Below are 12150 nucleotides of genomic sequence, written 5' to 3' on the forward strand. Positions count from 1 at the left end.
GCAACGATTGTCGCACTCAGTCACAAAAATCGGCGTGCTCGCCAGCGATTCGCTCAAGCTGCTGGCGATCGGGTTTGCCGCTGCTCAGCCGCGGAAGTGCCGGTAACTCAACCAGCAGGGCCACGCGCGCGGCCCGCCCAAGTGGCGCGCAGGCGTCTCGCACCGCTGCCGGAACGGAAGCCACCGCTGCCGCAGGGGCGGCCGGGTTCGGCACCACAACCCCCACCGACTGCCCCCATTCGGGATGCGCAACCGGCACCGCAACCGCCTGCTCAAAGCGCGGCACCGCCTGCACCGCACGTTCGACCGCACCCAGATGCACTTTTTCGCCACCCGAAATAATCACCTGGTCGATACGTCCGAGCACCTCCACCTGTTGGTGGCCCGAGACTTCACTGACCCTGCCGTAGTCGCTCGTGCGATACCAGCGCACACCGTCGGCGATCACGAAAGTGCGTGCCTGGCGCTCAGGATCACCGAGATAGCCGAGCGCGAGCTGGTCACCACCGAGCCAGATCTCACCCGCAACTTCGCGCACCCGCACTCCCGGAAGCGGCTCACCGTTGTAGACGCAGCCGCCTGCGGTTTCGCTGGCACCGTAGGTGGTTACCACTGGCCAGCCGCGTTCGCGGGCCGCGGCAAGCTGCGCGGGCGGGGTTTGCTGCCCGCCAACGAGCACCGCGCTAAAGCGTTGCATCACCCGGTCGATGTCAGCGGCAAGCGCCGTGTCGTCGGCAGCGGCACCGAGTAGCCGCTGCAGCTGCACCGGCACGAGGCTCGTATAGCGTGCGGCTGCGGCGAGCAGCTTTGCGGCGGCCACAAATGCGTCGGCGGTAAACCTGCCCTCGAGCACCACGGGCTGCGTTTTGGCGAGGATGGAACGCACCAGCACCTGGGCCCCGGCGATGTAGTGGGTGGGCAGGCACAGCAGCCACTGTCGCGATTCTGGCACCTTGCCTGCGCGCGCATCACACCAGCGATAGGTTGCTGCGGCGCTGGCACGTAACGCTGCCGCGCTCAGCGCGACGCGCTTGGGTGTGCCGGTTGAGCCACTGGTTTCAATCACCAGTGCAATATCACCGTCGGCTGGATCGGCACTGCTGGCGGATGCATCCGCGCCGGAAGTCACCGCATCGGAAGTCGCCGCGCTCCGGTCGCGTGGCAGCACCGGCGCACCGCCGGCAAGCGCTTCACGCAGCGCTGCCATCACCGCAGACACGTCACGCGAATCGATTTCGCGCAGCGCCGGCGGCCCGCCGATGGTTGCGGCTTCGCGCGCCATTAGAAGTGCCAGGGGTACGGCGACCAGTCTGGGTCGCGTTTTTCGAGAAACGAGTCGCGACCCTCCACCGCCTCATCGGTACCGTAAGCCAGACGCGTCGCCTCACCAGCAAACACCTGCTGGCCCATCAACCCGTCATCGGTGAGGTTGAATGCAAACTTCAGCATCCGAATGGCGGTCGGCGATTTCGTCAGGATGGTCTGCGCCATCTTGAGCGCCTCGGTTTCGAGTTCGGCATGCGGCACCACCCGGTTCACCGCACCCATCTCGTAGGCGCGCTGGGCATCGTAGGTTTCGGCTAAAAAGAACGCCTCGCGGGCGAACTTTTGCCCCACCTGTTTGGCGAAATACGCCGAACCGTAGCCCGCATCGAACGATCCCACATCGGCGTCGGTCTGTTTAAAACGGGCGTGCTCGCGAGAGGCGACGGTCAGATCGGTCACCACATACAGTGAGTGGCCGCCGCCAGCAGCCCAGCCGTTCACCACCGAAATAACGACCTTCGGCATCGTTCGAATCAACCGCTGCACTTCGAGGATGTGGAGGCGCCCCGAGCGGGCAGCGTCAATCGAATCGGCGGTCTCGCCGTCGGCATAGCGATAGCCGTCACGGCCGCGGATGCGCTGGTCACCACCCGAACAGAACGCGTAACCGCCGTCTTTCGGGCTCGGCCCGTTACCGGTGAGTAGCACCACACCCACCCGCGGATTGCAGCGGGCGTCGTCGAGGGCCCGGTAGAGCTCATCCACCGTTTGCGGGCGGAACGCGTTACGCACCTCGGGGCGGTCGAAAGCGATTCGCGCCACTCGACCAGAAGTGTCGAGGTGGTAGGTGATGTCGTCGAAATCGAAACCGTCGACCTCGCACCAACAGGTCGGATCGAAAGTGTCTGAAACCGGATGCGCCATAGCAACTACCGTAACGGCAACTACCAGCGCGCCAGCTACCAGTCGATTGGCGCGTACGGCAGCTGCCCGCCGTTAATGATCAGCTGCCAGATGGTGTTACCCACCAGCCAGGCCGGTGCCGCACCGAAAAAGAAACTCACAAAAAATGCCGGGATACCGACACCGCGGCCCGAGTTGAACACCACCGCGTAGAGCGACAGCGTGATCGCGGCGAAACCGAGCATCCCGCCCACCAGCAGCCACATTGAGATTTCAAACTGGCGCGAGAGCCCGAAAAAGTTGAAGACATACAGCGCCACGATAAGATCGGCGACCATCGTCATAATGCCGAGGAAGAACGCCCAGTGACCGAGTCGCCAGCTCAGCGGGTTCAGCAATTGCTCGGCCAGCGGCACCGGCACTTCGGCTGCGTGCCGGAATTGCGGACGGCGCTGTACAGCTGCCTGGTCGATCGTTGTCATCCTTGCAAGTATAGTTCGCATGCTGATCGATCTGCCAGGATTGCTTGCCCGCACCCACATCGTTTCGCTGCCGCTGCGCACCCGCTTCCGCGGGGTGACGCATCGCGAAGCGGCACTGTTTACGGGCACCGTCACGGTGGCAGGGCAACCGGTATGGTCAGAGTTTTCACCGTTTCTCGAATACGGGGTGCCCGAAGCATCCACCTGGTTGGCGGCGGCGCTCGAATACGGATTCGATCCCGCGCTGCAGCGGTTCGGGTCGGGCTCGGTGCTCGTGAATGCCACCGTGCCTGCGGTCAGGGCCGCCGAGGTGCCGCGCGTTCTCGCACCATTTGGCAACTGCGAGGTAGTCAAGGTGAAAGTTGCCGAAACCGGGCAGCAGCTGTGTGATGATCTGGCGCGGCTCGAGGCGGTGCGGGACGCGCTTCCCGGTGCGCGGATGCGAATCGATGCGAACCGGGGCTGGTCGCTGGATGCGGCAGCGGATGCATTAGTTGCCATCGCCGCAGCCGGTATCGAGCTGGAATATGCCGAACAGCCAGTGGCCACAATCGCCGAACTTGCGCAGCTGCGCGAGCGGCTACGCGAGCTCGGTATCGCCACCCCCATCGCGGCAGACGAGTCGGTGCGCAAGGCGAACGACCCGCTCGAAGTGGCCCGCGCGGGAGCGGCCGACCACGTGGTGGTGAAAGTGCAGCCGCTTGGCGGTATCACCCGTGCCGCCAAGGTGGTGGCACAAGCGCGCCTGACCGCCACTGTTTCGAGCGCGCTCGAAACCTCGGTGGGTACGGTCATGGGTGCTCAATTGGCCGCGCGGCTACCCGAACCACGGTTTGCCGCCGGGCTCGGCACCGTATCGCTTTTTGCTGCCGACGTGCTCGAGCATCCCCGCGTGCCAGAAAGCGGCCGCATCTCGCTGGCACCTGCCGTTCCATCGTCGGCGCTGCTGGCGGCGCACGCCGCCGCACCCGACCAGCAGCGGTGGTGGCGCGAGCGCATCACCCGCTGCTACGAGCATCTGGCCGCCAGCCAATAGCGCGACCGTGCAGCTAGTGGGCGGTGGTTAGAGCCCGCTGTAGGCGTGCAGTCCCTTAAAGAACACGTTCACGACGGCGAAGTTGAACAGCACCGTGAGGAAGCCCACGATCGACAACCAGGCCGAGGGCTTACCGCGCCAGCCGTGCGTGGTGCGGGCGTGCAGGTAACCGGCGTAGACCACCCAGATGATGAAGGTCCACACCTCCTTGGTGTCCCAGCCCCACGGGCGGCCCCAGGCACGCTCCGCCCAGATCGCACCGGCCACGAGCGTGAAAGTCCACAGGATGAATCCCACCACGTTGACGCGGAAGGCCAGGTCTTCGAGACGCACACTGGTGGGCAGAGCGGTCAACGGGCCGCCACTGGCCCGGCCGCTGCGCACGCGCGCCTCACGGCCGTGCTGGAAAAGCTGCAGCGTCGACAGCCCAAAACCAAGCGCCAAAAAGCCGGTTGACAGCGTTGCCACGAACACGTGAATGACCAGCCACACCGACTGTAGTGCCGGCTGCAGCGGCGCCACCGGCACATAGAAGGTGACGAGCGCGATGCCGAGTGTCAGCGTGGTGAATCCGGTAATAAACGCACCCAAAAAACGCAGGTCTTGCCACAGCTGCACGAGCAAGAACACCGCCACGATCAGCAGGGTCGCGGTGAGCCAAAACTCGTACATATTGGCCCACGGAACTCGCGCGGCGGCAATTCCGCGCAGCACAGTGCCAACCAGGTGCAGCACCCAGGCGGCCACGGTGAGCACCATCGCCACCGGCAGCAGCTTGGTCGACTTGGAGTCTTTCCACGTTGGCTCAGCGCTGCGATTGGCGCTCACACCACTGCCCGCGTCGTTACGTTTTGCCACCGTGATACCGGCATCGCTCGCAGCTGACGAACCGCCAGCAACTGCGGCGCCGACGAGCTCGCGGCTGCGCGCCGTGGCACCTGCCGCCGACGACTGCTTCGCAGCGGCTGCGGATTTCGATCCGCGCATTGCAAAATCGAGTGTGAACGTGACGAACGCCACAGCGTACACCGCCATTGCGATGTAAACGAAAACGTCCGACCAGTCCGACAACACCTGTGTCACTGTGGATCCCTTCGAGAGTCTGCCTTCCAAGATACAAGCACCGCTGTGTGCTCGTCCACGAGCGAGTTGACCGCGCGCGCGAGCTGATGGTCTTCGCCACGGGCAAGACCGGCATATTCGACGATCACACCACCCTCGTGTTCGCGGGCCGCCACCCACACGCGGCGACGCGGCACCAGCAGCGAACCGATCAACCCGAGGATGCTCAGCGCCACGAAAATACCGCCGGGGATGCGAGTGTGGTCGCTGTGCACATTGAATGAGGCGTAGCGATGAATCTCGGCATCCATCGTGATCGTGCCGAGCCCGTTCGGCAGTTCAACCGTCTCACCGGGATGCAATTGCAGCGGCTTCACATCCAGGTCGCGCGCCGCGATCGGAGTGAGGTTTTCGGTGTCGAGCGAATACACCGACACCGGCATACCCGTGTCAAGCCCGAGATCACCCGTGTAGACATTGAGGGTCAGCAGCGGGTTGCGCAGGTCTTGATGATCGGATGCAAACGCGCCCGACTCAAGTTCGTGCGCCGACGGATAGAAGAAGCCGAGCATCCCCACCTGTTCCGAAAGTCCATCCGGCACCTTCACCACACCGGTAGAGGTGAGGAACTGGTCTTGCGGAATGAACACGATCGAGTCGCGGAAAACCACCTCGCCGGCGGGGTTTCGCACCGTGATGGTGGGGGCGTAGCCGTTGGCGAGCAGATAAATATCGTTGCCGTCGATCCGCAGGGGCGAATTGACCTTGACGTTGTGTCTGCTCGGTTCCTCACCGGGCAGCTGCACCGTGACATGCGCGTCATAGTCGAGCGGTAGGCCAAGATGCTGCTCGTCTTCGGTTTCGTAGGTGACGTCGAGTTTTTCGAGACGCAGCGAAAACGGTTTCAGCTGATCGGGGCTGAAGAACCGATCGGGGCTGAAGGATGAATAGCTCACCAGGCCGTTCACGAACGTTTGCCCCTCAACCAGCACCCGCTGGCCGTGCCAGTTGAAGCCAGAAAGCAACCCAACCGACACGATCAGCCCGAGCATCCCGCCGTGAAACAGCAGGTTGCCGGTCTCGCGCAGATAGCCGCGCTCGGCCGACACCGAGACAGCCCCGCGCGACTCATAGTCGGCGACACGATAGCGGCGCCGTGCCAGCACCTGTTTCGCCGCCGCAACGATCTCGGCCTCGTGCCCGGCCCAGCGCTCATCCAGCCGCACTGTCGCATACGCATCCAGACGCGAAAGTCGTGCCGGGGTGCGCGGCGGAGCCGACCGCAGCGCCTTCCAGTGATGCACCAGGCGCGGCACGATACAGCCGACCAGCGACACAAATAGCAGCACGTAGATGGCCGAAAACCACCACGATGTGTACACGTTGAACAGCTGCAGCTTGTCGAGCAGCGGCGCAATATCGGGCTTGTCGTTGAACCAGGTGGTGACGCCGTTCGGGTCGCTCGAACGCTGCGGCACAAGTGAACCGGGCACCGCCGCAACCGCCAGCATCAGCAGCAAAATGAGTGCCGTGCGCATGCTCGTAAGCCACGCCCAGGCGCTGCGCCAGCCGCGCACCAGCGGATTGTTCGCGCGGGATGCTCGCGGAGATTTCGCGGCCGAGCGTTCGGCAGCGGGTGCGGAATCAGATTGGTGTGACATAGCCGGGAAGTACTGCTCCGAGTTGCGATATGAGGGCACTCCAGGCGCCGGTCACCATCAGCAGACCGATGAGCACCAGGATGCTACCCCCGATGATATTGATGATGCGCACATGCCGCTTCAGCCAGCCAAGCCAGCGGGTCGCCGCCTGCCAGCCGAAAGCCGCGAGCACAAACGGCGCTCCCAAACCAAGGCAGTAGGCGAAAGCCAGTAGCGCGCCACGCCAGGCAGACGCCTCTTGAAACGACAACGATTGGATGGCCACGAGCGTCGGACCCAAACACGGCGCCCAGCCCAACCCAAACACCATGCCCAGTAGCGGTGCTCCCATGAGCCCCGCGGGGGTGGCGCGCAGTCGCAGTGTGCGCTGCAGTGGGGTCACCAGGCCGAGAAACACGATGCCCATGAGTATGACAAGTACGCCCAGCACTCGGGTGATGGGATCTTGCCAGCGCAAAAACAGCACCCCGAGCTGCCCGAAAGCGGCCCCCGTAATCACGTAGATCACCGAAAAGCCGAGCACGAACAACAGCGACCCGAGCACCACCCGGCCGCCGTCGCGGCGCTGCGGCGTCTCAGCGCGCTGCTGAGTCACAGCGCTGGTGGCGCTTCTTTTAGCGCCGGTGTTGTCCGCATCCGATGCCGCACGCGCGACCGCGCCCTCGGCGGCCGCACCCTCGGTGGTTGCGCCAATCAGTCCCAGATAGGCCGGCACCACCGGCAGCACGCAGGGGGATGCAAACGAAACCAACCCCGCCAAAAGTGCCAGTGGCAGCGCCACCACAAGCTGCCCGCTGACGATAATCTCGCCGGGCGACGCCGCCAAAACCTCAATCATCAAGCAGCGTTTTCTTCGAGCACCCGATCAATCATCGCCGCGAGCACCGACGGATCGGCCACACCGCGGATCACCGCGGCCACCCGCCCCTCGCGGTCGAGCACGAGGGTTGAGGGGATCGCCTGCGGCGGCACATTATCGGCGAAGGCCAGCCGCACCTCGGCGTCATTGACATCAATAATCGACGGGTAGGTCACACCAAACTCGCTATTGAACGAGTTGATAGTTTCGGCCTGGTCGTAGACATTAACCCCGACGAAGTGCACCCGCTGTTCAGCGTATTTTTGATGCACCTGCTCAAGATCTTCGGCCTCGGCTCGGCAGGGCGGACAGGCGGCGTACCAAAAATTGACCACAACCACATCGCCGGCGAGCTCATCGCTCGAGATCGTGGCGCCGTCGGAGGTGGTGCCTCCATAAGCAACCGGTGCGGCACGCTCGCCGGGAGCAAACTCCTGCCACGAACCGTCGCCGGCCACATATCCCTGCTCTTCCGAAGCAGCGTACTTGTCAGCGAGCGAGTCATTCGTACAGCCAGCGAGCGTTCCCGCGACCAGCAGCAGGGCGGCTGCCGCGCTCATACGGCGGGCGGTGTATCGGTTCACACGGCTCCAAGGTCAGTGGCCCCAACCAGCAGTTCGGCTGCGGGTTCGCAGTAATCGATTTCCTGCAGGTCGGTGGCGGGGTGGTACTGCAGCGTCGTCACGCTCGAAAGCGCGCAGCGGCGGCGACCCGGATGATGTGCCAGCCGCTGCTGTGTTACGGCGCGATGCACCATCCAAATCGGCAGTTGGTGACTAACCACGATAACATCGCGCCCCGCAGCCGCGACAGCCTGATCGCGCAGTGCCGTAAGCATCCGGTCAGCAATGCTGCGAAACGGCTCACCCCAGCTCGGCCGCAGCGGGTTGCGCACCAGTGGCCAATTGCGCGGCGATTTCAGCGCGGTGCTGATGCGAGTACCGGCAAACCGGTTCCACGGTTCAATAACCCGCTCATCTGCTTCAGCGCTCACTCCGAAGGCGCGTTCGATCGGCGCCATTGACTCACGGGTGCGCTGCAGCGGCGACACCACGAGTTTCGGATTCTCGGTGACGCCAGCCAGGTAGTCGGCCGCCAGCTGTGCCATGGCCGCGCCACGATCGCTCAATCCATAGCCGGGTAGCCGCTCGTACAGCACGTGGTCGGGGTTATCGACCTCACCGTGACGCACCAAAAAAATCCGCTGTTCTCGCATACCGATGCAGTCTAGATGTGCCACCGCCGACGCATCCGATGCACACCGCTCGGGGCGCCTTTTTACCAAGGATTTCCGGCCCGTAAGCGCGTAAACTAGAGCCGGAGGGCTTACGAGGCCATCCAGAGCATCCACAACGACGCAACGAGAGTAGTGATGCAATGACTCAGCCGCAGTTTTCTCACCTCGACATCACCACCGAACCAGCCTGGCGAGGCTTCGCCCCGGGCGTTTGGAACGAGTCGATCGACGTGCGCGATTTCATCCAGCGCAACTACACACCCTACGATGGCGACGCGAGTTTCCTCGAGGGGCCAACCGAAAAGACGCTGCGCGTGTGGGACACGCTCGAGCGCGACTATCTGTCGGTTGAACGCCGCAAGCGCGTTTACGACGTCGACACCGACACCCCTTCGGATATTGATGCGTTCCCCGCTGGCTACATCAGCGAGGACGATGACGTGATCGTCGGTCTGCAAACCGATGTTCCCCTCAAACGCGCCATGATGCCGTTCGGCGGTTGGCGCATGGTTCGCACCGCGATCGAAGAGGCGGGCAAAGAGGTCAATCCCGATGTCGAGCGCATCTTCACCCGCTACCGCAAGACACACAACGATGCCGTTTTTGACATTTACACCCCGCGCATCCGTGCCGCCCGCAGCTCGCACATCATCACCGGCCTGCCCGACGCCTACGGGCGCGGCCGCATCATCGGTGACTACCGCCGCGTCGCGCTCTACGGTGTTGACGCACTGATCGAAGAAAAACAGCACGCCAAAGACGCGGTGGCAGACAAGCCGTTCAGCGAACACTGGGCCCGCTACCGCGAAGAGCACTCCGAGCAGATCAAGGCGCTGAAAAAGCTGCTGCACCTGGGCGAGATGTACGGGCTCGAGCTCGGCCGCCCGGCACGCAACGCTAAAGAAGCGGTGCAGTGGACCTATATGGCCTACCTCGCCGCGGTAAAAAGCCAGGATGGGGCCGCGATGTCGTTCGGCCGCCTCTCGGCATTTTTTGACATCTACTTTGAGCGTGACTTCGCCGAGGGCACTCTCACCGAATCGGAAGCCCAGGAAATCATTGATGCGCTGGTGATCAAGCTGCGCATCGTGCGGTTTTTGCGCACCATTTCGTATGACCAAATCTTTTCGGGCGACCCCTACTGGGCCACCTGGACAGATGCCGGTTTCGGTGAGGACGGCCGCTCGCTGGTCACCAAGACCTCGTTCCGGCTACTGCAGACGCTGATGAGCCTCGGCCCGGCACCCGAGCCGAACATCACCATCTTCTGGGACCCAAACCTCCCCGAGGGATACAAAGACTTCTGCTCGAAAGTGTCGATCGAAACCTCGTCACTGCAGTATGAATCCGATCGTCAGATTCGCGAGCAGTGGGGTGACGACGCGGCAATCGCCTGCTGCGTCTCGCCCATGCGTGTGGGCCGCCAGATGCAGTTTTTCGGCGCCCGCGTCAACGCCGCGAAGGCACTGCTGTACGCCATTAACGGCGGTCGCGATGAGATGAGCGGTAAGCAGATCGTCGAGGGCTACGAGCCGGTGCAGGGCGACGGCCCGCTCGACTTTGACGATGTGTGGGAACGCTACGAGCACATGCTCGACTGGGTTATTGGCACCTATGTTGAGGCCCTCAACATCATCCACTACTGCCACGACCGCTACGCCTACGAGGCCATCGAGATGGCGCTGCACGACAGCGAAATCGTGCGCACCATGGGATGCGGTATCGCCGGCCTGTCGATCGTGGCCGACTCGCTCGCGGCAATTAAGTACGCCAAGGTCACCCCGGTGCGTGACGAAACCGGGCTCGTGGTTGACTACATCACCGAGGGAGAGTTCCCGGTGTACGGCAACGATGATGACCGGGCTGACGATATTGCCGCCACTGTCGTGCACACCATCATGAGCAAGCTCAAGGAGGTGCCGATGTACCGCGATGCGATCCCCACGCAGTCGGTGCTGACCATCACCTCGAATGTTGTGTACGGCAAGAACACCGGTTCGTTCCCCTCAGGGCACGTGGCCGGCACCCCGTTCTCGCCGGGCGCCAACCCCGAGAACGCCATGGACACGCACGGCATGGTCGCGTCGATGCTCAGCGTCGGCAAGCTCGACTACAACGATGCCCTCGACGGCATCTCACTCACCAACACCATCACCCCGCAGGGGCTGGGACGTACCCCTGACGAACGCGTACAAAACCTGGTCGGCATCCTCGACGCCGGCTTCATCATGCAGGATTAGGAGAATCAATAATGTCGGTTAAAAGCTTTGATGAACGACTCGCCTCGATGCGCGCGAACCGCGCCGAGAACAATATGGAGTCGGGTCTCTACCACGCCAATATCAACGTGCTGAACCGCAACACGCTCGAGGACGCCATGGAGAACCCCGAGAAGTACCCCAACCTGACGGTGCGTGTTTCGGGTTATGCAGTGAACTTTGTGAAGCTCACTCCCGAGCAGCAGCGTGACGTGCTCAACCGCACCTTCCACCAGCACGCCTAATCGGTTCGCTCGTGGCCATCAACATCACTGAATTGCCGCAGGGCCCGCGTCGCGTTGGCGCGGGCCTTGACGGCGTTGACGACCTCGATCTTGAACGGCACGAGCGGCTGTCAACAATCCGCGCTGGTGAGCTCGGCTCGATTCACTCGTGGGAGCTGGTCACCGCGGTAGATGGGCCGGGCACGCGTCTCACAATCTTTTTCGCGGGATGTCCGCTGCGCTGTCTCTACTGCCACAACCCCGACACGCTGTACGCAAAAGACGGGCAGGATGTGGCGCTTGGTGAGCTGGTCAGCCTGGTCAAGCGCTACCGCACCGTGTTCAGCGCCACCGGCGGCGGGATCACGCTCTCGGGTGGTGAGGTGCTGCAGCAGCCGCAGTTTGCGGCTCGACTGTTGCGCGAGGCAAAAGCGCTCGGAGTGCACACCACCATTGACACATCCGGGTTTTTGGGGCGCAATGTCACCGATGAGATGCTCGCGGATATCGATCTGGTGCTGCTCGATGTGAAGTCGGGGGATGAAGCCACTTACGAGCGCATCACCTCCCGCCAGCTGGCGCCCACCATCGAGTTCGGCGACCGGCTCGCGGCGAGCGGCACCGAGATCTGGGGCCGCTTCGTGCTGGTTCCCGGCTACACGGATGCATTCGACAACGTTGAGCGTGTGGCCGACATTATGTCGCGCTGGTCGACACTTTCGCGTGCCGAGGTGCTGCCGTTTCACCAGATGGGTGTCGACAAGTGGAAGCGGCTCGGCCGCAAATACGAGCTCGAGGGTGTTGAGCCGCCGTCGTTTGAACTGCTCGAGCGGGTGCGCGCGCAGTTCCGCGAGCGCGGCCTGACCGTTTACTAGCGGTATTTCCCCGCTTCGCCTTCCCCTCGCGCGGTGCCATTTCCCGCGCATCCCCCGCGCGCATCCCACTCGCGCTTTTTCCCGCTAGTGCCCGCAATCTGCAACCGTTCTGCCCCTGCGGTACACCCAAAACACTCAGAGACACCCCTATTGCGGTGCACCCGAGCACCCGCGGTGTACCCGAACGCCGCGCGCACCCCGCCCGCACCGCCTGCGTGCATCCACCGTTCTGCCCTGCGGTACACCCAAAACACTCAGAGACACCCCTATTGCGGTGCACCCGAGCA

The 12150-nt window shown here is 63.3% G+C and carries 12 protein-coding genes; 4 read left to right on the forward strand and 8 right to left on the reverse strand.

Going from position 1 to position 12150, the window contains the following annotated elements:
* Positions 1 to 16: 16 nt before the first annotated feature.
* From RQ865_RS08580 to RQ865_RS08590, 3 genes are read right to left on the reverse strand one after another with little or no spacing between them, the layout of a single operon-like run.
* Positions 17 to 1282, reverse strand: coding sequence for an AMP-binding protein (locus RQ865_RS08580; RefSeq protein ID WP_311478850.1), 1266 nt, complete (start codon positions 1280 to 1282; stop codon positions 17 to 19).
* Positions 1282 to 2190, reverse strand: coding sequence for a 1,4-dihydroxy-2-naphthoyl-CoA synthase (locus tag RQ865_RS08585; protein ID WP_311478851.1), 909 nt, complete (start codon positions 2188 to 2190; stop codon positions 1282 to 1284). Before RQ865_RS08585 ends, RQ865_RS08580 begins: the two co-directional genes overlap by 1 nt.
* 35 nt (positions 2191 to 2225) lie before the next feature.
* Positions 2226 to 2651, reverse strand: a complete 426-nt coding sequence (locus RQ865_RS08590; protein ID WP_311478852.1) for a hypothetical protein — start codon at positions 2649 to 2651, stop codon at positions 2226 to 2228.
* 19 nt (positions 2652 to 2670) lie between these two features.
* Here RQ865_RS08590 and RQ865_RS08595 point away from each other — a divergent pair, with 19 nt between their 5' ends.
* The gene (locus tag RQ865_RS08595) at positions 2671 to 3687 is read left to right on the forward strand and encodes an o-succinylbenzoate synthase (protein ID WP_311478853.1); all 1017 of its coding nucleotides are present in this window, start codon (positions 2671 to 2673) and stop codon (positions 3685 to 3687) included.
* A 27-nt stretch (positions 3688 to 3714) separates the two neighbouring features.
* Here RQ865_RS08595 and ccsB read toward each other — a convergent pair whose 3' ends face one another.
* The 5 genes from ccsB to RQ865_RS08620 are packed head-to-tail and all read right to left on the reverse strand — an operon-like array spanning position 3715 to position 8485.
* Complete coding sequence (gene ccsB / locus RQ865_RS08600) at positions 3715 to 4770, reverse strand: c-type cytochrome biogenesis protein CcsB (protein ID WP_399521824.1); 1056 nt, start codon at positions 4768 to 4770, stop codon at positions 3715 to 3717.
* Positions 4767 to 6410: a cytochrome c biogenesis protein ResB gene (locus RQ865_RS08605; RefSeq protein ID WP_311478855.1), complete on the reverse strand. Its 1644-nt coding sequence runs from the start codon at positions 6408 to 6410 to the stop codon at positions 4767 to 4769. The genes ccsB and RQ865_RS08605 overlap by 4 nt, the downstream gene beginning before the upstream one ends.
* Positions 6394 to 7248, reverse strand: a complete 855-nt coding sequence (locus RQ865_RS08610) for a cytochrome c biogenesis protein CcdA (protein ID WP_311478862.1) — start codon at positions 7246 to 7248, stop codon at positions 6394 to 6396. The genes RQ865_RS08605 and RQ865_RS08610 overlap by 17 nt, the downstream gene beginning before the upstream one ends.
* A complete protein-coding gene (locus RQ865_RS08615; protein ID WP_311478857.1) occupies positions 7248 to 7853 on the reverse strand; it encodes a TlpA disulfide reductase family protein in 606 nt (201 codons plus the stop codon). The genes RQ865_RS08610 and RQ865_RS08615 overlap by 1 nt, the downstream gene beginning before the upstream one ends.
* Positions 7850 to 8485 (reverse strand): histidine phosphatase family protein, encoded by a 636-nt coding sequence (locus tag RQ865_RS08620; RefSeq protein WP_201518255.1) that lies wholly within the window; start codon positions 8483 to 8485, stop codon positions 7850 to 7852. The genes RQ865_RS08615 and RQ865_RS08620 overlap by 4 nt, the downstream gene beginning before the upstream one ends.
* 161 nt (positions 8486 to 8646) lie before the next feature.
* Between RQ865_RS08620 and RQ865_RS08625 the strand changes: the two genes are divergently transcribed.
* Genes RQ865_RS08625 through pflA form a run of 3 tightly spaced genes read left to right on the forward strand, consistent with a single transcriptional unit; the run spans position 8647 to position 11863 of the window.
* Complete coding sequence (locus RQ865_RS08625) at positions 8647 to 10746, forward strand: pyruvate formate lyase family protein (protein ID WP_311478858.1); 2100 nt, start codon at positions 8647 to 8649, stop codon at positions 10744 to 10746.
* Positions 10747 to 10757: 11 nt separating this feature from the next.
* Positions 10758 to 11009 (forward strand): autonomous glycyl radical cofactor GrcA2, encoded by a 252-nt coding sequence (gene grcA2 / locus RQ865_RS08630; protein WP_201518253.1) that lies wholly within the window; start codon positions 10758 to 10760, stop codon positions 11007 to 11009.
* Between the two features lie 11 nt (positions 11010 to 11020).
* Positions 11021 to 11863 carry a pyruvate formate-lyase-activating protein gene (gene pflA / locus RQ865_RS08635; RefSeq protein ID WP_311478859.1) on the forward strand — a complete coding sequence of 281 codons (843 nt, stop codon included), beginning with the start codon at positions 11021 to 11023 and terminating at the stop codon, positions 11861 to 11863.
* Positions 11864 to 12150 lie beyond the last annotated feature (287 nt).

Origin of the sequence: uncultured Gulosibacter sp. (genome assembly GCF_963509965.1) — a bacterium.
GTDB lineage: Bacteria > Actinomycetota > Actinomycetes > Actinomycetales > Microbacteriaceae > Gulosibacter.